Source organism: Pseudomonas monteilii NBRC 103158 = DSM 14164, assembly GCF_000730605.1.
GTDB classification, from domain to species: Bacteria; Pseudomonadota; Gammaproteobacteria; order Pseudomonadales; family Pseudomonadaceae; genus Aquipseudomonas; species Aquipseudomonas monteilii.
This window is the reverse complement of sequence record NZ_BBIS01000029.1, coordinates 1-20,206: the sequence shown is the minus strand read 5'-3', so window position 1 is coordinate 20,206 and position 20,206 is coordinate 1. Positions and strand designations below refer to the sequence as shown.

The window sequence follows — 20,206 nt, the reverse complement described above, 5'->3', positions numbered from 1 at the left end:
TCAGTGATGCTGCTTGCCGCTAAGGGCCGCATGGAAGTTCGCGCTCTGGCGCAGGTACTGCTCGGTGTAGCTGTGGGTGGCAGCAGCCTTGCCGCTGATGTCGGCATGGGCATGGGTCGGCAGTACGACCGAAGCGGAAATGGCGGATGCGGCAATGACCGGGAAGAGATTGAAGTTCATCTGGGCTGACCTCGACGGCGGTGGTTTGACGGTGGCCCGTTTGGGCCTTGGGTCAAACTTACGCCGCCAAGACCGAACGCAAAAATTCATTGCGGCAGTATCGATTATCACGCCGATCGATATCACTCGATGAACTTCAGGTCCGATGGGGCTGCCTGTTTCAGTGTCTGCACAGTCTCCAGCAGCTTGCCGCTGCGCGGATCGCGGCGTATGACCACGATCTGGTTGCTCTTCTGGTTGGCCACCAGCAGGAAGTTGTCACTCGGGTCCAGGGCAAACTCACGCGGGTGATCGCCCTCCACCGAGCGCCGCTGCAGGAAGGCCAGCTGGCCGTCCTGCTTGCCCACGCTGAACGCAACGACCTCGTTGGCCGTGCCACGGTTGCTCACGTATAAGAAGCGCCCGTCTGCCGACAAGTGCAAAGCACCCGCCGCCTTCGCTGCTGCCTCGTGACGTTCGGTCAGTGGCAGGCGCTGGCGTTCCACCAGGTTGCCATCCTGCACATCGAACACCACCACCTCGGCACTCATTTCCAGGGTGAGATAGGCGTGCAGGCCCTTGGCGTCAAACAGCAGGTGACGCGGCCCACTGCCCGGCGGCAACGCCACCGACGCGGGTATCGCCGGGGTCAGCGGGTGGTCCGCGCTGGCGCCGTCGTAGCGGTAGATGAACACCTTGTCGGCACCCAGGTCGCTGGCGTACAGGTGCCGGCCGTCCGGCGACAGCACCAGCGAATGCACATGGGCACCGGCCTGTCGCTCGGGGTTGACCCCGCTCGGCTTGTGCCAGGCCTGTTGCACCACGGGCTTGAGCTTGCCGTCCTTGGCCACCGGGATCACCACCAGGCTGCCCCCGGGGTCGGGGTTGACCGCGTAATTGGCCACGAACAGGAAGCGCTGGTCGCGGCTGAGGCTGGCGTGGGTTGGCTCGTCGCCCTGGCTGGCCACTTGGTTAAGTGGTTTGATTTCGCCTTTGGTGCTAATGCTGAAACTGCTGGCATGCCCCTGCGGGGTTTCATTTACCGCGAACAGCTGGCGCTGGTCAGCCGACAGCACCAGCCACGAAGGGCTGACGCTTTTCACCACTTGCAGGGGTGTGGGGTCGATATGGCCGGCCTTGTCGTCGAACTGATAACGGTAGATGCCCTGGCTGGCACCATCGGTGTAGCTGCCCACCAGCAAGGTAGCGGCGTGGGCATGGAGTGTCAGGCTCATCAGGCTAGCGGTCAGCAGGCTCGTCCAGATCCGGTTCATCTTGGTCGTCGTCCGGGGCACGAAAGGCACTCATACAGACTAGACGATGCTCGCCATCGGCATCGTTGAGTTGCCATTCATCACCCGTGGCGATGGCGGCGGCGACTTGCTCGGGAGTGAAGGACCAGCGGCGCAGTTGGCGACCATCCATACATTCGACGGTGAGGCCGGACTCATCAGCGGTGAAGTCGAAGGCGTGCAGGCCGTCGATCAGGAGCATGTCGCAGGTTTGCAGGGCGGTGGCGAGGGGGGACATGGGGGTACCAATTTGAAATGAACCGGCATTATAGCTTGGGGCCGCCAAGCGGCCCCCAACTATTCAATGGGCGAAAATCGACCCACCCTCCTTGCCCACCATCTTCTCCGGCTTGATCAGGAACCGCGCCAGCGCCGGCAGCAACCACAACGCACCAAACATGTTCCACAACAACATGAAGGTCAGCATCAGCCCCATGTCGGCCTGGAACTTGATCGCCGAGAAGATCCAGGTGCACACGCCAATGGCCAGGCACAACCCGGTGAACAACACGGCTTTACCGGTCGAACGCAGGGTCTGGTAATAGGCCTCCTGCAACGGCAGCCCGGCCCGCAAGAAGCTTTCCAGGCGGCTGTAGATGTAGATGCCGTAGTCCACGCCAATGCCCACGCCCAGCGCCACCACCGGCAAGGTCGCCACCTTCACCCCGATGCCCATGTAGGCCATCAGCGCGTTGCCCAGCACCGAGGTCAGCACCAGTGGCAGCACGATGCACAGGGTGGCGGCGAACGAGCGGAAGGTGATCAGGCACATCACCGCCACGCAGATGTACACCAGAATCAGGATGGTCAGCTCGGCCGACTTGATCACTTCGTTGGTCGCCGCCTCGATCCCGGCGTTACCCGCCGCCAGCAGGAACTGCAGGCCTTCCTTGTTGTGGCTGTCGGCAAACGCCTTGGCCACAGCGGTGACCCGCTCCAGGGTCTCGGCCTTGTGATCGTTGAGGAACACCAGCACCGGCGCCAGCGAGCAGTCGCCGTTGTACAGGCCATCGGCACGGGCAATGGAGTTGTTGAGGATGTCCGGGTTACGCGACAGGGTCTCCCATTTCAGGCTGCCCTCGTTCATGCCCTTGATCACCTGCTTGGACACGGTCACCAGGGAAATCGCCGACTGCACGCCCGGGGTGTTCTGCATGGTCCACATCAGCTCGTCGATCGGTGCCATGGTCGAGTGGATTGAGCACTGCTCCGGTGGGGTCTTGACCATGATCACCAGCACGTCGGAGCTGGTGGAGTAGTTGCTGATGATGAAGCTGTTGTCCTGGTTGTAGCGCGAATCGGGGCGCAGCTCTGGCGCGCCCTGGTCGAGGTCGCCGATTTTCAGGTTCTGGCTGTACCACAGGCCACCGGCAAAGGCGACCAGCGCCAGCACCACCGACACCGGCGCCACCTTGGCACTGGCAAAGTTCGACAGCAGGCGCCAGAACGGGTGTTCGCGGGTGGCGTCCTTCTTGCTGCGCTCGATGGCCTTCTTGCTGATGCCAACGTAGGAAATGGCCACCGGCAGCAGGATCAGGTTGGTGAACACGATCACCGCCACGCCGATGGAGGCGCCGATGGCCAGCTCGCGGATCACGCCAATGTCGATGATCAGCAGGGTGATGAAGCCTACGGCGTCGGCGAGGATGGCGATCATCCCCGGCAGGAACAGCTGGCGGAAGGTGCGACGCGCCGCCGTAAGGGCGTTATCCGCGTCACTCGACTGCAAGGCGATGCCATTGATCTTCTGCACCCCGTGGGAAATCCCGATGGCGAAGATCAGGAACGGCACCAGCATCGAGTACGGGTCCAGGCCAAAGCCCACCGCATGCATCAGCCCCAGCTGCCAGACCACTGCCACCAGAGTAGTGATGAGCACGGCGATGGTGCTGCGGATGCACCAGGTGAACCAGTACAACAGCACCCAGGTGATCGCCAGAGCAACACCGAAGAACATTGCCACCATCACCAGGCCGTCGATCAGGTCGCCAACCTTCTTGGCGAAGCCGACGATGTGTACCTTCACGTTGGGGTTCTGGGCCTGGAACTTGTCACGGATCTTTTCTTCCAGCAGGTGCGAGAACTGCTGGTAGTCCAGCTTCACCTGCTTGCCCGGGTCTTGCGGGTCGGGGTAGCTCTCCAGCAGCGGCACATCGACGATGCTGGACTTGAAGTTGTTGCCCACCAGCCGCCCTACCTGGCCCGACTTGAGCACGTTGTCGCGCAGGGTGTCGAGGCTGTCCTGCGAACCGTTGTAGGTGTTGGGGATTACCTCGCCACCGGAAAAGCCCTCTTCGGTGACCTCACTCCAGCGCACGCTGGGGCTCCACAGCGATTTGAGCCCGGCACGGTCGACACCCGGAATGTAGAACACCTCGTCATGGATCTGGCGCAGGGTCTCCATGTAGTCCTTGTCGAAGATGTCGCCGTTCACTGCCTCGACCGAGATGCGCACGGTGTTGCCGAGGTTGGCCAGGTCGTTGCGGTGTTCCATCATCTGCTCGATGAACGGGTGTTGCAGCGGGATCATCTTCTCGAAGCTGGTGGAGGGGCGAATCTGCGTGGCCTGCCAGAACAGGAAAATGCTCACCAGCACACACAGGGCAATGACCACGGGGCGGTTGTTGAAGATCAGGCGTTCGAGCAGCGTGGCCTTGTCCTGGTGGTGCGGGTGCATGGTAATGCTCTCCCTGCTGGTCATCGGCTTGCCCCCTCGGCCCCTTGGGCATCCGCCAGGTGTACACCACCCTGCCCTACCAGCAGCAGGCCACCGTTGGCCAGGCCGCTGACGCCGGCCAGGGCGATACGGTCGGCACGGTTGTACACGCTGAAGGTCTGGCCGCCATCGGTACTGCGCAGCACGCTTCCGCCGTTGCCGACCAGCACCAAGGTGCCATCATCGAGAAGCGTAGCGCTTGCCAGGCCGAATTCGAGGTTGCCGCGCGCGGCCTTGAGTTCGATCGGCTGCCAGCTGTCACCAAAATCGGTGGAACGGAACAGGTTGCCGCGCAGGCCGTAGGCCAGCAGGGTGTGGGGTTGGCCAGTGCCGATCACACCGAACAACGAGCCCTCGTACGGGCCTTCGACCTTGGCCCAGGTCTGGCCGTTGTCGGCGGAGCGGAACATGCCGCCCTGCTCGCCCACGATGAACAGGCCGGCGTCACGCACTCGAGTCATGCCGTTCAGGTGAAGCTGGTCAGGGTTGTCCAGGCGCTCGGCCACGTCTTGCCAGTGCTGGCCGCCGTCGGTGGTTTCCAGCAAGGCGCCGTAGGCCCCCACGGCAAAGCCGTGCCGGGCGTCGAGGAAGGCGATATCGAGCAGGGGCGCTTCGCGGGCAAGGTCTTCGAACTGCTTGGTCCAGGTAGCGCCGCCGTCGTTGCTGGCGAGGATTTGCGAATCGTGGCCGACGGCCCAGCCGCGCTTGTCGTCGAGGAAGAACACGGCGGTGAGCAGTTGCCGGGTGGGCACGCGAGCCTGAGTCCAGGTGCTGCCCTGGTCGTCGGAGAACAGGATGTGACCCCGATCGCCCACCACCACCAGGCGTTTGCCGGCATGGGTGGCGCCGATCAACAGGCTTTGGCTGGCCTTGGCGGATTCAGTGGAGTATTCGTCGGCGGCGGCGGCCTGGGCGCTGTCGGCCCACACCCCCAATGCCAGTGCCAGCACTGCGCTGGCCGCCCATGGCCAAGCACCGCGCCTGGCTGGCGCCTGTAGCTGTTCCCTCATGACTGCCCCCTGTTGTGTTCTTCTTGGTGGGTCAATGCACTGCAGGCCCTGCGAAAAGCCTTGTCTAGAGGCCTGCAATAGCTTGAGGGGATCGTAGCGGGGATGTTTGCGGGATTACAATGGGCGGGGTGTTATGTTTTGTTGTCGGTCTGAAAAAGCCGGGGCCGCTGAGCGGCCCCAGTTTCTACCAAACTTAAGCGAGGCTCTTGCTCACCACTTCATACACATCACTGGACAGCTCACCCGAGGCCAGAATCCGCTCCAGCTCACCCTTCATCAGGGCCTGACGCGCGTCATCATACTTGCGCCAGCGGGTCAGCGGCGCCAGCTGGCGCGAGGCAATCTGCGGGTTCAGCGCATTCAGCTCGATCACCAGGTCCGCCAGGAAGCGATAGCCCGAACCATCCGCCGCGTGGAAGTTGACCAGGTTCTGCCCGGCAAAAGCCCCCACCAGCGCACGGACCTTGTTCGGGTTCTTCAGGGTGAACGCCGGGTGCTGCATCAGCGCCTTGACCCGCGCCAGCCCGCCCGGCAGCGCGCTGGCCGCCTGCACGCTGAACCACTGGTCCATGACCAGCGGATTGTCCTTGAAGTGCTCGGCAAAGGTGTCCAGCGCTTTGGCGCGTTCAGCCTCGAACGGCGAGTTGACCAGCACCGCCAGCGCCGTCAGGCGCTCGGTCATGTTGTCGCACTGGTCAAACTGCTCCAGGGTCGCTTCCAGCACTTGCGGCTTGCCGCTCTGCATCAGGTACGACAGGGCGATGTTCTGCAGGCTACGGCGGGCGAAGTGCTCGGCAGAGGCCACATAGGCGGTGCTGCGCGACACTTCACGGTTGGCCTGGTAACGCGCCCACAGGGCGTCGAACAGCTGTTCGGCGATCTGCTGGCGGGCGAACTCGCGAGCGGCGTGGATGGCATCTACGTCGGCCACCTGGCTGATCTCGGTGAGGTAGGCCTCACCCGGCAGCGAAAGCATTTCGGCCACCATGGCCGGGTCCAGCGCTTCGTTACCCAGCACGGTACCCAGGGCGGTGATCAGGCGCTGGTCGAGTTTGAGCGCCTCGCCGCGCTGGTGCTGGCCAATCAGCTCCTGCAACACTTGCACCGACAATTGCTGCCCCGCTTCCCAGCGGTTGAAGCCGTCGCTGTCGTGCTGCATCAGGAACATCAGCTGGTCGCGGTCGTACGGAAAGCTCAGCTTCACCGGGGCGCTAAAGCCACGCAGCAGCGAGGGCAGCGGCTTGGCCGGAATGCCCTGGAAGGTGAAGGTTTGCTCAGCCTCAATCACCGACAGCACACGGCTGGTACCGCCAGCAGCCGCTTCACCAACAAGGCGCAGCGGCAGGTCATTGCCTTCGGCGTCCAGCAGGCCCAGTTCCACCGGGATCACGAACGGCAGTTTTTCGGCCTTGTCCGGCGTTTGCGGGCAGCTCTGGCGGAAGGTCAGGCTGTAGGTCTGCGCGGCAGCATCATAGGCTTCGCTGACCTCCAGGCGCGGGGTGCCGGCCTGGTTGTACCAGCGCTTGAACTGGGTGAAGTCGACACCGTTGGCGTCTTCCATGGCCTTGATGAAGTCGTCGGTGGTCACCGCCTGGCCATCATGGCGTTCGAAGTACAGGTCGCTGCCCTTGCGGAAGCCTTCGGCGCCCAGCAGGGTGCGGACCATGCGCACCACTTCGGCGCCCTTCTCGTACACGGTCAGGGTGTAGAAGTTGGAGATTTCGATGAAGCTGTCCGGGCGCACCGGGTGGGCCATGGGGCCGGCGTCTTCGGCGAACTGGTGGGTACGCAGGTAGGCGACGTCTTCGATACGCTTGACCGTACGCGAGTTCATGTCGGCACTGAACTCGGCATCGCGGAACACCGTGAAGCCTTCCTTCAACGACAGCTGGAACCAGTCACGGCAGGTGACGCGGTTGCCCGACCAGTTGTGGAAGTACTCGTGGGCAACCACGCCTTCGACACGCTGGTGCGCGGCGTCGGTGGCGGTTTCGGCACGGGCCAGCACACAGCTGGAGTTGAAAATGTTCAGGCCCTTGTTTTCCATGGCGCCCATGTTGAAGTCGTTGACCGCAACAATCATGAAGATGTCCAGGTCGTACTCACGGCCATAGACTTCTTCGTCCCAGCGCATGGGCTTCTTCAGGCTGACCATGGCGTGGTCGCACTTGTCGATATTCTCGGGCTCGACGTAGATACGCAGGGTCACATCCCGGCCAGACTGGCGGGTAAAGGTGTCCTCGACGCACCACAGGTCACCGGCCACCAGCGCGAACAGGTAGGCCGGCTTCATGAACGGGTCTTCCCAGGTCGCCCAGTGGCGGCCATCTTCTGCCGGCCCGCTGCCGATCGGATTACCGTTGGACAACAGCACCGGGTAACGATGCTGCTCGGCGATCACCGTGGTGGTGAAGGTGCTCATGACGTCCGGGCGGTCGAGGTAGTAGGTGATCTTGCGGAAGCCCTCGGCCTCGCACTGGGTGCAGAACATCTTGCCCGACTTGTACAGGCCCTCCAGCGCAGTGTTGCTTTCGGGGTGGATCTTCACGCTGGTGTCGAGGGTAAAGCGCTCGGCCTTGGGGTGCACGGTCAGGCTGTCGACGTCCAGCTGATAGTCAGCCGCGTGCAGTTCCTGGTCATCCAGCGAAGCGCGCAGCAACTCCAGTTGCTGGCCATCGAGCACCAGTGGCGGCAGCCCGGCACCGCGCGCCGGGTTGCGGCGCATCACCAGTTGCGCGTGAACCAGGGTGTGGTCCTCGAACAGCTCGAAGGTCAGGTGCGTCTCGTCGATCAGGTACTCGGGCGCCTGGTAATCCTTGAGGTAGATCACTTGCGGTTGTTCGGTACGCATGTAGAGGTCCTTTTACTGGAGCACGGCCAGCTGGTAGGCCGTGTACTTGCGAATATTGATCACACCGGTATCGAAGATCAGGTACTGGCCCTTGATACCCAGTAGCGTGCCTTCGGCCACCGGGTCTTTGTCGAGGTTGAAGCTGACGATCTTTTTCGGGTAGGCCTCGACCGGGTAATTCATCTGTACCACTTCGGCGTCGGGCAGCGGCTGAATCGCCTGCAAGCCGAAACGCGCTTGCAGCGCGCTCAAACCGTCGGCACAGGCATCGAAAATCTGCTCACGAATGGCCGGCAGGTCGAGCACTTCTGCATCGCCCTTGAGCAGCGCACGCCAGTTGGTGCGGTCCGGCACCTGGCTGCGCAGCACGTCTTCGACCAGGCCGGACTGCTGGCGGGTGGCCACGCGCATGATCGGCAGGGCCTGGCTGGCGCCCTGGTCGAGCCAACGGGTAGGCAGCTGGGTGGCGCGGGTGATGCCGACCTTGATCCCCGACGAGTTGGCCAGGTAGACCACATGGTCGGTCATGCAGAACTGTTCGCCCCACGAAGGCTCACGGCAGGTGCCGGCGTCGTAGTGGCATTTTTCCGGGGCCATGATGCACACGTCGCACTGGGCCAGCCTGGTCATGCACGGGTAGCAGTAACCTTGGCTGAAGCTGGTCTTGGTGCGCTTGCCGCAATGGCTGCAATGAATGGCGCCGAGGTATTCCAGGCGCAGGCGCTGGCCGATCAGCGGGTTGACCGGGACCTGCGTGTCATCAAGGCGCAAGCGGTACTGCACCACGGGTGCCTGCAGGCTTACCGCCATTTTGCTCAACGAGCCACGAGCGAGTTCGATCAATGTACCGAGTCCGACTTGAACAGAATGTTGGGGATCGGCGCGGACTTCGACGCACACTCCTGCGGGCCCATGTAGCCGGTGCGCTGGTCTTCAGGCAGGTTCTTGATCTCCCAGGCGATAACGGCCTGCAGCGACAGCTCTTTCTGCTCGGCGGTGAGCTTGCGGCCATCCGACCATTTGCCGATTTCCACGGCCAGTTTCAGGCTCTCGTAGATTTCCGGGGTAATGTTTTCGATCATTTGCGCGAAAGTGGACATAGTGTCTCCTGATTCAAGCCGACAGTTTACGCCGGGCCAGCGCCCCGCCCAAGAGCCCGGTCAGGCATCCGATGAGCAGCCCGCCCACGTGGGCAGCGTTGGCGATCTGGCCAAGGCCCAGGGTGCCGACCACGCCGGTGAGGCATACCACCAGCCAGATCAGCATCATCACCAGCACGCCCCTGGGCAGGTTGAAGTAACGGTTGGGCGCCAGCCACTGGAACAGCCACACGTGCCCGAGCAGGCCATACAGCACGCCGGACAGGCCGCCGAACAGGCTCGGCCCGCTGGTGTAGTGCTGGGCCAGGTTGGACACCAGGCTGAACAGCAGGGTCAGGCCCAGCAGCATCCAGGGGCCTTGGCGCAATTCGATGCGTTTGCCCAGCTCCCAGTACCACAGGCTGTTCATGGCCAGGTGCAGCACACCGAAGTGCAGCAGCATGGGCGAGACCAGCCGCCACCATTGGCCTGCGTCCAGGGTTTGCGCAAGCGGGCTGAAGTACAGGTAATCGCCCTGGACGCGGAAGTCGAGGAAGGTGAACCAGCTGATGGTGGTGAAGTTGTCCCCCAGGCTGGTAAGGCCGGCGACGATGAAGCACAGCAGCAGGATGAGGGTGGTCACCTTGCAGGCTTTGGCTTGTTCTACCAGGGAGGGTTGTGTGGGGCTATTCGCGGCGGTTCGGCGCCCCGACAAGCCCGCGCCCTCAGGTTCGTCGGTTGCCTGGATGTCTGCGTTGCCGTCAGGGTAGCGCTGGTAGAGTTGCAGCACGTCTTCGGCGAGGGTGTCGGGGGCCCAGAGCACCTGGGCATCGCCCTCCTCGCTCACCCGATGCGGCACCTGCAGGCGCTGCAATAGGTGGACGAAGCCGCTGAGGTCGACCGACAGCGGCAGGCGCATCACTTCGATAATGTTCATTGGTTGGCCTGTGGGCGGTCGACGTCGACCCAGACGAACTTGTGCGGGTCGATGCGGGTTTCATCATCCAGCCGGTAGGCGACCAGCTTGCCGTAGAGCACGGCGCTGTAGTCCAGGCAGGCCAGGTTGGCGCGGATCGGCGCCGGGCGGCCGCTACGCCAGTAATGGCCGACGAACAGCAGAGGCTCGTCTTCGTCGTAGCGCAACAAGGCGTTCTTCTGGCTGTGGCTGAGCGGGGTGCTGGCCACCTCTTCGGGCAGGGCATCGGGCTGGAACACGATGTCACCATAGGTTTGCGGGTCTTCTTCCCAGAACTTGGTGCGGAAGAAGGCGCGTGTCAGGCCATCACCGCCCGTCAGGGTCAGGCCGTCCGGCAGGCGCATGTCGGTGCCGCGCAACAGGCGGTTGCACACGGTAGCAGCAAAGCTGTTGCTCACCGCCGAAGCCTGGATGAAGTGTTCATCGATGCGCCCGTCGGGGTACTGCTGGCGCAACGGCTCGATCAGTCGCGGGTCCCAGCAGGCATGCACCAGGCGGAAGCGCCCGGCATCGACGAACAGTGGCAGCTCGTAGAACCAGTTGACGAAGTCGTGCCAGTCGCCGGGGTGGTGAGCGAACTGGGTCAGGGTTTCGTCGATCAGCCGGGCGTGGCGTGGCGTGTGCTCGCGCACGTAGGCCTTGCCACTGCCGGGCAGCGCCGGGGTAACCCAACCCAGGGCGTTGTACTCGTGGTTGCCCATGATGCACAACGCCTGGCCGGCCTCGACCATGTCGTGGACGATATGCAGCGCCTCGCGGATGCGTGGCCCGCGGTCGACGATATCGCCCAGGAACAGCGCCATGCGCCGCGGGTGGCGCCATACGCCGGCCACGCGCTTGTAACCGAGGGCGTCGAGCAGGCGTTCAAGGGTCAGCGCACAACCGTGCACGTCACCGATGATGTCGAAACTTCGCGCCGGATCGAACATCAGTCGTCCCTGCTCCCCAGGCGGCTGCCCCAACCGAGCTTGGTGCGGCAGACCTCGTAGTAGTTGTGGTCCAGCGGGTGGATCAGGCGCAGCTTCTGCGGCTTCTTGCTGACCGTGATGGTGTCGCCTGGGGCGCAGGTGAAGTGGTTCTGGCCGTCACAGGACACTTGTGGGTAGATCTGCAGATCCTTCGACACCACGATCTTCAGCTCGCTGTTGCCATCGACCACGATCGGCCGGCCCGACAGGGTGTGCGGATACATCGGCACGATGACGATGGCGTCCAGCTTGGGGTGCATGATCGGGCCGCCGGCCGAGAGCGCATAGGCGGTGGAGCCGGTGGGGGTGGCGACGATCAGGCCGTCGGCCTTCTGACTGCAGACAAACTGGCCGTCGATGTAGATCTCGAACTCGATCATGCGCGTGGACTTGCCCGGGTGCAGCACCACGTCGTTCAGCGCATCGCCCTGGCCGATGGCTTCATGGTGGCGGCGCACTTCGGCCTGCAGCAGAAAGCGGTTTTCCACCAGGTAGTGGCCGTCGAGCACCTCGGCGACTTTTTCTTCCAGTTCGTCGGGGCGGATGTCGGTGAGGAAACCCAGGTTGCCACGGTTGATGCCCAGCACCGGAATGTTGTGACGGGCCAGGGCGCGGGCAGCGCCCAGCAGGCTGCCGTCGCCGCCGACCACGATGACCAGGTCGCAGACTTCGCCCAGCAGCTTGCGGGTGGAGGTTTGCAGGCCATGGCCGGGCAGCACTTCGGCGATGGTGTCCTCGAGGATCACGTGCAGGTGGCGCTCGAGGAGGAATTTTTTCAGTCGGCGAATGGTGTCGAGCACCTGCGAGCTGCCAAGGCGACCGATGATACCGATATTGCGAAATTGCTCCATGGGGCTCCTGCGAGGCTCTGCGGCGGGTGACGATGGGCCGATTATGGGCGAAACCACCGGGTAGCGGCAAACCGGCTATGCTCGCTGCATGACGCCTTTCATGCATCTACATGACCTGCCCCGGCACCTGCGCCGCCCTGCGGTACGCGACTTGGCCTGGGCCCTACTGTCGCCGCCCCTGCTCAGCGCCCCGCCCTGCCCCCAGCGCCACCCGCTGGCGGGTAGCCTGTGGGCGCAGCAGCCGCAGCACCTTGAGCAGTGGTTGCGGGCGCTGGATGAAGATGACCGGCCATTGCAAGACTGGCTGGCGAAGCTGGGCAGCCGGCGGCTGGGGCATTACTACGAACGTCTGTGGCAATTCGCCCTGGGCCAGGCGCCGGGCATCGAGCTGTTGGCAGCAAACCTGCCGATCCGAGATGCCGGACGCACGCTGGGCGAACTGGATATGGTGTTGCGCGACCGTGACGGCGTGCACCACCTGGAACTGGCGATCAAGCTGTACCTGGGGCCGGAAGGCGCCGGGCACGACCCGCATGCCTGGTTGGGGCCTGGGTGCCATGACCGGCTGGGGAGCAAGCTTGCGCACTTGGCGGGGCATCAGTTGCCCATGTCGAACGGGGCCCACAGCCGCGAGCTGTTGACCGGGTTGGGGGTTGGGCAGGTGCAGGCCCATGTATGGCTGGGGGGTTATCTGTTCTACCCATGGCCGGGGCATGCCGAGCCACCGACGGGCGCCAACCCGCAGCACTTGCGTGGGCGCTGGATACGGAGGCGGGACTGGGTCATGGCTGAGGGTGAGCATTGGCAGCCATTGCAGCGGCATGCCTGGCTGGCACCGGCGCGGGTGGAGGCAGGTGAATGCTGGGCGGTGGAGCAGTTTGCGGCCTGGTTGCATGTGTTGGAGCGCCAGGCACCGGCGCAGTTGCTGGTGAGGTTGGAGCCTGATGCTGATGGCGCCTGGCAGGAAAGGGAGCGGGTGTTTCTGGTGGCTGATAGTTGGCCATTTTCCCCCGAAGCATGAAGTCGCCCGCGAAAGGGCCGACACAGGCAACACAATTTTCACAGACCTAGCGCAAAGATTCGTTCCCGGTAGCCATTAAAGTAATACCTGAGCGCCAAAAAGAGCGCCATTCCGACCTGATGACGAGGACCGATCATGGTTTCATCCACCCCCACGACCCACTACGCGCGCCTGTCCATCGCCCTGCATTGGCTGATGCTGGTGCTGCTGGCCGCTGTCTACGCCCTTATCGAACTGCGCGGCCTGTTCCCTAAAGACAGCGTTGAACGCAACCTGATGAAAGACCTGCACTTCATGCTCGGGCTCAGTGTGTTCGTGCTGGTCTGGCTGCGCCTGGCCGTGCGCCTGAGCCGCCCAACCCCGCCGATCGTGCCCAAGCCGCAGGCTTGGCAAACCGGCCTTGCGCACCTGATGCACCTGGCGCTGTACTTGCTGATGATCGGCCTGCCGCTGGCCGGCTGGCTGATCCTCAGCGCCGCCGACAAACCGGTACCGTTCTTCGGCCTGGAGCTGCCCCACCTGATCGGCCCGGACCCGGACCAGGCCAAATTCATCAAGGGCTGGCATGAACGGGTTGGCAGCTGGGGTTACTGGCTGATCGGCCTGCACGCGCTGGCCGGGCTCTACCACCACTATGTGCAGCGCGACAACACGCTGCTGCGCATGCTGCCTTACAAGTAACCGCGCCGGCCCTGCAGGCCACCGGTGTGCACGACGATCAGGCGGGTGCCGGGCGCGAACAGCCCGGCACCCGCCTGCTCACGCAAGGCCAGCAGGGCCTTGCCGGTGTACAGGGCTTCGAACGGTACGCCGCTGTGTTGCTCGCACTCGGCGATAAAGGCCAGCAGGTCATCGTCGAACTTGCCGAAGCCGCCACGGCAGGCATCGTGAAGCTGGTAGCCGTGGCCGCCAGCCAAGGCTGCCACCGTCTCGGGTACACCGTGGTCCCGGGGTACGGCCAACGCGCCATGCACGGCATGTGCGCCCGCCTCCGCCAGCACCAGGCCGGCCAACGTGGTACCGGTGCCAGCAGCCAGCCACCAGGCGTCATAATCCGACCAGCCCAATACCGTGATTTGTGAGCGCGCCTGCTCCATGATCAGGGCACAACCTTGTGCGCCGGCCAGCCCGCCGCCACCTTCGGGGATGCAGTGCCAGCCGGGGTAGCGTGCCTGCCACGGGGTCCAGAAGTCTGGTTCGTTGCGCGCGCGGTAGCCACCATAGCCCAACCAGTGCAGTTCCATGCCCAATGCCTTCACGTCACGCACAGTGGGTGTGTCTTGGGCGTGACCCCGTAGCAGGCCGGCGGTGGCGAAGCCGAAGCGCTTGCCGGCGGCGGCCAGGGCATGCAGGTGGTTGGAATGGTTGCCACCTAGGCTGATAAGGCCTGGGGCTTTGCTGGTTCTGGCTTGCTGCAGGTGATGGCGCAGCTTGAACCACTTGTTACCGCTGATCAGTGGGTCGATCAGGTCCAGGCGCAGGATGGCGGCTTTGACCTGAGCTTGTTGCAGCCAAGGGAGGTTCAGGGGTTGCAGAGGGGCTTGGGGGAGGTCGAAGAACATGCTGCGAGTTTACCAGTGAAACCCCGGGGCCGCTGTGCGGCCCCGGAGATTTTCAGAGCTCAGCCGCCAACCTTGAGCCTTGGTTGATCGCCCGCTTGGCATCCAGCTCGGCGGCCACATCGGCGCCGCCAATCAGGTGCACCGACTGCCCTGCCGCCACCAACCCGTCCTGCAATTCACGCAGCGGATCCTGTCCGGCGCAGATCACCACGTTATCCACCGGCAACACCTGCGGCTCGCCATCCGCCACACGAATGTGCAGGCCGGCATCGTCGATACCCAGGTACTCAACGCTATTGAGCATCTGCACCCGCTTGTTCTTCAGCCCGGTGCGGTGAATCCAGCCGGTAGTCTTGCCCAGGCCATCACCCACCTTGGACTTCTTGCGCTGCAACAGGTACACCTGCCGCGCCGGGGCATGCGGCTCGGCCTTGACCCCGGCCACACCACCGCGTGCTTCCAGGTGGGTATCGATGCCCCATTCCCTCCAGAACGCCTCACGGTCCTGGCTGGTGGCCACCCCCTGATGCACCAGGTACTCGGACACATCGAAGCCGATGCCACCCGCGCCAATCACCGCAACCGATTGGCCCACCGGCTTGCGCTCAAGCAGTACGTCGAGATAGCTGAGCACCTTGGCATGTTCGACACCGGGAATGGCCGGGGTGCGTGGGGCAATACCGGTGGCCAGGATGATGTCGTCGTAGCCACCGTCCACCAATGCCTGCACATCGACACGGGTATTCAGGCGCAGGTCCACGCCTGTGCTTTTCACCTTGTTGCGGAAGTAGCGCAGGGTTTCATGGAACTCCTCCTTGCCCGGCACCCGCTTGGCGACGTTGAACTGCCCGCCAATCTCGCTGGCAGCGTCGAACAGGGTGACCGAATGGCCACGCTCAGCCGCCACGGTGGCCGCTGCCAGACCCGCCGGGCCGGCCCCCACCACGGCAATGCGCTTCACGGCCCGTACAGGCAGGTAATTGAGCTCGGTTTCGTGGCAGGCACGGGGGTTGACCAGGCAGCTGGTCAGCTTGCCACCAAAGGTGTGGTCCAGGCAGGCCTGGTTGCAACCGATGCAGGTGTTGATCTCGTCGGCACGCCCGGCTGCCGCCTTGTTGACGAAATCCGGGTCGGCGAGGAATGGCCGGGCCATCGAGACCATGTCGGCATCGCCCTCGGCCAATACGGCCTCGGCCACCTCCGGGGTATTGATACGGTTGGTGGTGATCAGCGGAATGCTCACCGCACCACGCAGCTTGGCGGTGACCTTGCTGAAGGCTGCACGCGGCACCTTGGTGGCGATGGTCGGGATACGCGCTTCGTGCCAGCCGATGCCGGTGTTGATCAGGGTCGCGCCAGCCTGCTCGATGGCTTTGGCCAATAGTTCGATCTCGTCCCAGGTGCTGCCACCTTCCACCAGGTCGAGCATCGAAAGGCGGAAGATGATGATGAAGTTCGGCCCTACCGCACCACGCACCCGGCTGACGATGTCCACCGCCAGGCGCATACGGTTTTCATAACTACCGCCCCAACGGTCGGTACGGTGGTTGGTATGGGCCGCGAGGAACTGGTTGATGAAGTAGCCTTCTGAACCCATGATTTCGACACCGTCGTAACCGGCACGCTGGGCCAGTACCGCGCAGTTGACGAAGTCGGCGATCTGCTTCTCGATGCCCGCCTCGTCCAGCTCTTTGGGCTTGAACGGGTTGATCGGCGCCTGGATCGCACTGGGTGCCACTTGCCGCGGGCTGTAGGCATAGCGCCCGGCATGCAGGATCTGCAGGCAGATCTTGCCACCTGCGGCATGTACCGCTTCGGTGACGATACGGTGCTTGTCGGCCTCCTCCTCGGTGCTGAGCTTGGCCGCACCGGAATACACCCCGCCTTCATCGTTGGGCGCGATGCCGCCCGTTACCATCAGGCCAACGCCACCACGGGCGCGCTCGGCAAAGTACGCAGCCATTCGCTCGAAACCGCCGGGGCGCTCTTCGAGGCCGGTGTGCATCGAGCCCATCAGGGTGCGGTTGCGCAAGGTGGTGAAGCCCAGGTCCAGCGGGGCAAGCAGGTGCGGGTAGCGGTCGGCGGCCATGGAAAGGTCCCCTGGTGGCGTGATCACGGTATGCAGGCACCTCACCGGTCAGCGGGGCCTGTCGTTTGTCTGTCAGCGACATTAAACAGCCGTTTGAATTGGCTCAATGATCGAAACTGACAAGTTATTGATCCTGGCATACAGCGGGACTACCCTAAGGAACCCTCGTAACCAAGGCGCAGCCCTGCTTCATGCGAAAACTGCTTGCTGGCGCCCTGGCGCTGGTCTTCCTCGCCGCCCTCTGTGGTTATGGCTTCTGGACCCAACAGCGCCCGGAAGGCCATTACCTGTCCGACCTGCGCATCGAGCTGGCACTGAACCATGGCGTGCCAGGCGAACACGGCAACCTGCTGGGCGTCGAGCCGCTGCTGTACCCCGGTGACTACCAGAACCTGCAGCGCCTGCACCGCAAGCTCGCCGCTTACCTCGAACAGGCCCGCGCACAAGGACTGATAAACCCGCGCACGGTAGTGGTGCTGCCGGAGCACATCGGCACCTGGCTGTGGGCGCGCGGTGAGAAAAACGAACTGTATCAGGTGACCCAGAGCCGCGAGGCCCTGCAATGGCTGGAGCTGAGCAACCCGCTACGCTATGGCCTGGCCATGCTCGGCGCCGACGGCGATGACTGGCGCGCCGATGCGCACCTGCGCATGAAGGCTGAGCAAATGGCCGCAGACTATCAGCAGTTGTTCGGCGGCCTGGCCAAGGAATTCGGCGTTACCCTGGTGGCCGGCTCCATCGTGCTGCCTGCACCTTACGTGAAACAGGGCGTGCTGCACGCCGGTAGTGGCCCGCTGTTCAATAGCAGCATGGTGTTTGCTGGCGACGGCTCGCTACTGAGCGAGCCCCAACACCAGCAGTTCCCTGACAGCGAAATGCGCCGCTATGTGCACAATGGGCGCAAGCACCCGTTGCAGGTCGTGCAAACACCTGCCGGGCGGCTGGGGGTGCTGATAGGCAGTGACAGCTGGTACCCGGAAAACCATCGGCAATTGGCGCAACAAGCGGTACAACTGGTCGCCAACCCGGCGTTTCTCAGCGGCAAGAGCAGCTGGGAAGCGCCATGGCGTGGCAACCGCCACCAGCACGCCGCCGCCGGTCTGCCCTTGAAGCGTGGCGAAGTCAGCGAACAGACCGCCTGGCAACGCCTGACCGAGGCGGCCGGGGCCAGTGTCAGCAGCATGAGCGTGTTCATGCGTGGGCAGTTCTGGGAGCAAGGCAGTGATGGCCAAGGCTTCGCCCACCAGGCGGGTGAGTTGCTGGTGGGCACCCCAAGCCCAGGTGCCCGCCTGCTGAACCTGTGGCTGTAACACCATGGCCCGCCCCCGCGTGCGCCTGGGTGACCTGTCGGTTGGCTTTGTTCAACCGCTGAGCGAGGCCCTGCGCGAGCTTGGCCACGCCCCCGAACCGCTGCTGCTGCGCTATGGCCTGGATGGGCCGCGCCTGGCTGAAGCCGGCGCGCGCTTGTCGATCCCCCGCTACATGCACCTTGGCCACGCCGCCATCGAACTGTGCGGCGAACCCGCCCTGGGCCTGCACATGGGGCGCCTGAGCCGCCTGGCTCATGCCGGCCTGGCCGGGGTCACAGCCGCCCAGGCCCCTACCCTGGGCGAGGCAGCGCGCACCCTGCTGCATTTCGAACCGCTTTACGCGGCCAACTACCGTGGCCACTCCAGCTTTCACGAAGACGCCCAAGGCGCCTGGCTGCGCTTCTACTCCATCAGCCCCTATAACGCCTACAACCGCTTTGTGGTCGACTCGCTGCTCGCGGGTTGGCTAGCCCAGCTAGCCGACCTTGCAGGCACCCCGGTGCAGGCCGAACGCCTGGACATCGAATTTGCCGCACCCGCGTATGCCGCGCGCTACCAACCACTTTGCAGCACACCCGTGCAGTTCGCCGCCGACGGCAACCGCCTGCGCCTGAGCCGCGCCACCCTGCAACTGGCCAACCCCAGGCATTGCCCGAGCACCTGGCAGCACCTGCTGCAGCTGTGTGAGGCAGAGATGCAGCAGCGCACGCGGGTGCGCAGCCTGGGTGAGCGCATCACCCATCTGCTGGGACCACTGCTCAATGGCGGCCGCGAACCCGACCTGGAAGAAGTGGCGCTGCACCTGCAGTTGCCAACCTGGACACTGCGCCGCAAGCTGGCCGAGGAAGGCACACGCTTTCGCGACTTGCTCAATGAAACACGGCGCGACCTGGCCGAGACCTACATCCGCGATACGGAGCTGGCCTTTGGCGAGATTGCCTATCTGTTGGGGTTTGCATCGGCAGAGGCCTTCCAGCGCGCGTTCAAGCGCTGGACGGGCCTAACACCGGGGGAGTTCCGCCGCAGCCAGCGGCGGGCGGGCTAAAGCTCGGTGGCGTCGTCAGCCGGTTCCGGGGTGTCCAGTTCGTAAGCCTGGGTTTCGAGTAGTTCTTCCTGATATTCATCCATAGCCCTGCGTCCTCTTTACTCATTTTGTATTCGTCGGTGTCACCTTCAACCTAAGCAGGTTGGATGAAGGAATCATGACAAGCTTATGAGTGGTAAACGTAGCAGGTGTTCAGGAAGTTATCGCGGTGCGTCTGTAACAGGGGATGTGCACGGCCTGTACCTGCGAAAGGGCCGGTACAGGCGACCATTCAAAGGGAAGGTGACGCAGCCTCGGCAGGCTGTGCATCCTGCTGCACCTGAATCGGCGCAGCCTCCACCGGCGGTGCCACCGGCTGCGAGCCCTGGCTGTCATTCACCACGGGTGCTGCCACCGCCTCATTGGCCGGGGCAACGGCCGCAGGTGCGGGCGCAACTTCAGCCGCCGGTGCGGGTGTCGGGGCCACAGGGTTAGCCGCTGCCTGCTCCGGCAACCCCAGGTCAACCGCCGGCTTTTCAACCTTGGGCGCTTCGGCCTTGGCCTTGCTCACTTTCTTCGGCTTGGGCAGGTAACTCTCCACCAGCGCGAAATAGCGGTCATAGAACTGCGCTGCCGTCACCGTCTCGCTGGCCACTTTGACCATTGAGTCGTCACTGGAGCCAATCGGCATCGACACCGAACCCAGCACGCCCACCCCCAGGCTGGCAGAGGTGTTGGATTTTTTGAGCGCATAACGGTCCTGCAGGGCGTTGGCGAACATGGTCGAACGCTGCTCGTCGCTCACATCCGGTGCACAGGTAACGTTGAAACTGATTTGCAGGTGGTTCTCACTGTTCTGCTGGAAGCTCTTGTTACCCACCACCTGGTTGGCGCCACTGCTGGTGATGATATACCCCTGGCTAAGCAAGGCACGCCGCGCGGCCTCGCAAGAGCCGGCATCGCTCACAGGGAAGCTGCGCGAGAAAGTGCCCGAGTCGTCGAAGTTCTCGTGCTCGTAGATGGCGGCCTTTTTCGAGGAACAACCGGTCACGCCCGCCAGCACCAGGGCCAGCCCGAGCGCACCAAAGACGGAAGATCTGGTCATTGCGAATTCCGGGTATGTCGAGAAGGTGCCTATTGTGCAACACAGCAGGCAGGCACAGGAACCACTGGTCGGTGAAGAACCTGTCAGGTTGGTGTAAATGTGGGTAAAGGCCGGGAATTCTTGCCCGCAGAAACGAAAAAAGCGACCCGAAGGTCGCTTTTTTGTGCTGCAAGGCGTTCAAGGGGCCTTGAGG

At 63.6% G+C, this 20,206-nt stretch carries 18 protein-coding genes; 4 read left to right on the top strand and 14 right to left on the bottom strand.

What is annotated here, in order from left to right; translation table 11 throughout:
* From PM2_RS16310 to PM2_RS16260, 11 genes are all read right to left on the bottom strand, one after another.
* A complete protein-coding gene (locus PM2_RS16310) occupies positions 1–180 on the bottom strand; it encodes a hypothetical protein (RefSeq protein WP_016714815.1) in 180 nt (59 codons plus the stop codon).
* Between the two features lie 122 nt (positions 181–302).
* Positions 303–1,433, bottom strand: coding sequence for a lactonase family protein (locus tag PM2_RS16305; protein WP_028699285.1), 1,131 nt, complete (start codon positions 1,431–1,433; stop codon positions 303–305).
* On the bottom strand, positions 1,399–1,689 hold the full coding sequence (locus PM2_RS16300; RefSeq protein ID WP_016714876.1) for a DUF5629 family protein: 291 nt from the start codon (positions 1,687–1,689) through the stop codon (positions 1,399–1,401). The genes PM2_RS16305 and PM2_RS16300 overlap by 35 nt, the downstream gene beginning before the upstream one ends.
* A gap of 63 nt (positions 1,690–1,752) precedes the next feature.
* Positions 1,753–4,128 carry an efflux RND transporter permease subunit gene (locus PM2_RS16295; protein WP_033724164.1) on the bottom strand — a complete coding sequence of 792 codons (2,376 nt, stop codon included), beginning with the start codon at positions 4,126–4,128 and terminating at the stop codon, positions 1,753–1,755.
* A 20-nt stretch (positions 4,129–4,148) separates the two neighbouring features.
* Complete coding sequence (locus tag PM2_RS16290; RefSeq protein WP_028699286.1) at positions 4,149–5,177, bottom strand: WD40/YVTN/BNR-like repeat-containing protein; 1,029 nt, start codon at positions 5,175–5,177, stop codon at positions 4,149–4,151.
* Positions 5,178–5,370: 193 nt separating this feature from the next.
* On the bottom strand, positions 5,371–8,028 hold the full coding sequence (pepN, locus tag PM2_RS16285) for an aminopeptidase N (protein ID WP_028699287.1): 2,658 nt from the start codon (positions 8,026–8,028) through the stop codon (positions 5,371–5,373).
* A gap of 12 nt (positions 8,029–8,040) precedes the next feature.
* On the bottom strand, positions 8,041–8,871 hold the full coding sequence (locus PM2_RS16280) for a DUF2797 domain-containing protein (RefSeq protein ID WP_028699288.1): 831 nt from the start codon (positions 8,869–8,871) through the stop codon (positions 8,041–8,043).
* The gene (locus PM2_RS16275; protein ID WP_016714809.1) at positions 8,868–9,128 is read right to left on the bottom strand and encodes a YeaC family protein; all 261 of its coding nucleotides are present in this window, start codon (positions 9,126–9,128) and stop codon (positions 8,868–8,870) included. Before PM2_RS16275 ends, PM2_RS16280 begins: the two co-directional genes overlap by 4 nt.
* Positions 9,129–9,141: 13 nt before the next feature.
* A complete protein-coding gene (locus tag PM2_RS16270) occupies positions 9,142–10,044 on the bottom strand; it encodes a rhomboid family intramembrane serine protease (RefSeq protein WP_016714808.1) in 903 nt (300 codons plus the stop codon).
* Positions 10,041–11,012, bottom strand: a complete 972-nt coding sequence (locus PM2_RS16265) for a metallophosphoesterase (protein WP_016714807.1) — start codon at positions 11,010–11,012, stop codon at positions 10,041–10,043. Before PM2_RS16265 ends, PM2_RS16270 begins: the two co-directional genes overlap by 4 nt.
* Positions 11,012–11,902 (bottom strand): NAD(+) kinase, encoded by an 891-nt coding sequence (locus PM2_RS16260; protein ID WP_008090067.1) that lies wholly within the window; start codon positions 11,900–11,902, stop codon positions 11,012–11,014. The genes PM2_RS16265 and PM2_RS16260 overlap by 1 nt, the downstream gene beginning before the upstream one ends.
* 88 nt (positions 11,903–11,990) lie before the next feature.
* On the opposite strand from PM2_RS16260, the gene PM2_RS16255 reads away from it, so the two are divergent.
* Both PM2_RS16255 and PM2_RS16250 read left to right on the top strand, forming a co-directional pair.
* On the top strand, positions 11,991–12,923 hold the full coding sequence (locus tag PM2_RS16255; RefSeq protein WP_028699289.1) for a DUF1853 family protein: 933 nt from the start codon (positions 11,991–11,993) through the stop codon (positions 12,921–12,923).
* Between the two features lie 135 nt (positions 12,924–13,058).
* Positions 13,059–13,604 (top strand): cytochrome b, encoded by a 546-nt coding sequence (locus tag PM2_RS16250; protein ID WP_016714806.1) that lies wholly within the window; start codon positions 13,059–13,061, stop codon positions 13,602–13,604.
* Here the strand turns inward: PM2_RS16250 and PM2_RS16245 are convergent.
* Both PM2_RS16245 and PM2_RS16240 read right to left on the bottom strand, forming a co-directional pair.
* On the bottom strand, positions 13,595–14,485 hold the full coding sequence (locus PM2_RS16245) for a 1-aminocyclopropane-1-carboxylate deaminase/D-cysteine desulfhydrase (protein ID WP_016714805.1): 891 nt from the start codon (positions 14,483–14,485) through the stop codon (positions 13,595–13,597). The two genes, PM2_RS16250 and PM2_RS16245, sit on opposite strands and share 10 nt — an antisense overlap.
* A 52-nt stretch (positions 14,486–14,537) precedes the next feature.
* Positions 14,538–16,574, bottom strand: a complete 2,037-nt coding sequence (locus PM2_RS16240; RefSeq protein ID WP_016714804.1) for an NADPH-dependent 2,4-dienoyl-CoA reductase — start codon at positions 16,572–16,574, stop codon at positions 14,538–14,540.
* 191 nt (positions 16,575–16,765) lie between these two features.
* Between PM2_RS16240 and PM2_RS16235 the strand changes: the two genes are divergently transcribed.
* Both PM2_RS16235 and PM2_RS16230 read left to right on the top strand, forming a co-directional pair.
* Positions 16,766–17,884, top strand: a complete 1,119-nt coding sequence (locus PM2_RS16235) for a carbon-nitrogen hydrolase family protein (RefSeq protein ID WP_016714803.1) — start codon at positions 16,766–16,768, stop codon at positions 17,882–17,884.
* Positions 17,885–17,888: 4 nt separating this feature from the next.
* Positions 17,889–18,929, top strand: coding sequence for an AraC family transcriptional regulator (locus tag PM2_RS16230; RefSeq protein ID WP_016714802.1), 1,041 nt, complete (start codon positions 17,889–17,891; stop codon positions 18,927–18,929).
* A 271-nt stretch (positions 18,930–19,200) separates the two neighbouring features.
* On the opposite strand, the gene PM2_RS16225 is transcribed toward PM2_RS16230, so the two are convergent.
* Positions 19,201–20,013 carry a DUF2242 domain-containing protein gene (locus PM2_RS16225; protein WP_016714800.1) on the bottom strand — a complete coding sequence of 271 codons (813 nt, stop codon included), beginning with the start codon at positions 20,011–20,013 and terminating at the stop codon, positions 19,201–19,203.
* Positions 20,014–20,206: the final 193 nt, after the last annotated feature.

What these genes read in the sequence shown, in the direction of transcription:
- PM2_RS16255 (WP_028699289.1), top strand. Translation starts at nt 11,991, where the DNA reads ATGACGCCTTTCATGCATCTACATGACCTGCCCCGGCACCTGCGCCGC.
- PM2_RS16265 (WP_016714807.1), bottom strand. Translation starts at nt 11,012, where the DNA reads ATGTTCGATCCGGCGCGAAGTTTCGACATCATCGGTGACGTGCACGGT.
- PM2_RS16310 (WP_016714815.1), bottom strand. Translation starts at nt 180, where the DNA reads ATGAACTTCAATCTCTTCCCGGTCATTGCCGCATCCGCCATTTCCGCT.
- PM2_RS16300 (WP_016714876.1), bottom strand. Translation starts at nt 1,689, where the DNA reads ATGTCCCCCCTCGCCACCGCCCTGCAAACCTGCGACATGCTCCTGATC.
- PM2_RS16290 (WP_028699286.1), bottom strand. Translation starts at nt 5,177, where the DNA reads ATGAGGGAACAGCTACAGGCGCCAGCCAGGCGCGGTGCTTGGCCATGG.
- PM2_RS16240 (WP_016714804.1), bottom strand. Translation starts at nt 16,574, where the DNA reads ATGGCCGCCGACCGCTACCCGCACCTGCTTGCCCCGCTGGACCTGGGC.
- PM2_RS16235 (WP_016714803.1), top strand. Translation starts at nt 16,766, where the DNA reads ATGCGAAAACTGCTTGCTGGCGCCCTGGCGCTGGTCTTCCTCGCCGCC.
- PM2_RS16305 (WP_028699285.1), bottom strand. Translation starts at nt 1,433, where the DNA reads ATGAACCGGATCTGGACGAGCCTGCTGACCGCTAGCCTGATGAGCCTG.
- PM2_RS16260 (WP_008090067.1), bottom strand. Translation starts at nt 11,902, where the DNA reads ATGGAGCAATTTCGCAATATCGGTATCATCGGTCGCCTTGGCAGCTCG.
- PM2_RS16295 (WP_033724164.1), bottom strand. Translation starts at nt 4,128, where the DNA reads ATGCACCCGCACCACCAGGACAAGGCCACGCTGCTCGAACGCCTGATC.
- PM2_RS16225 (WP_016714800.1), bottom strand. Translation starts at nt 20,013, where the DNA reads ATGACCAGATCTTCCGTCTTTGGTGCGCTCGGGCTGGCCCTGGTGCTG.
- PM2_RS16270 (WP_016714808.1), bottom strand. Translation starts at nt 10,044, where the DNA reads ATGAACATTATCGAAGTGATGCGCCTGCCGCTGTCGGTCGACCTCAGC.
- PM2_RS16275 (WP_016714809.1), bottom strand. Translation starts at nt 9,128, where the DNA reads ATGTCCACTTTCGCGCAAATGATCGAAAACATTACCCCGGAAATCTAC.
- PM2_RS16230 (WP_016714802.1), top strand. Translation starts at nt 17,889, where the DNA reads ATGGCCCGCCCCCGCGTGCGCCTGGGTGACCTGTCGGTTGGCTTTGTT.
- PM2_RS16245 (WP_016714805.1), bottom strand. Translation starts at nt 14,485, where the DNA reads ATGTTCTTCGACCTCCCCCAAGCCCCTCTGCAACCCCTGAACCTCCCT.
- PM2_RS16250 (WP_016714806.1), top strand. Translation starts at nt 13,059, where the DNA reads ATGGTTTCATCCACCCCCACGACCCACTACGCGCGCCTGTCCATCGCC.
- pepN (WP_028699287.1), bottom strand. Translation starts at nt 8,028, where the DNA reads ATGCGTACCGAACAACCGCAAGTGATCTACCTCAAGGATTACCAGGCG.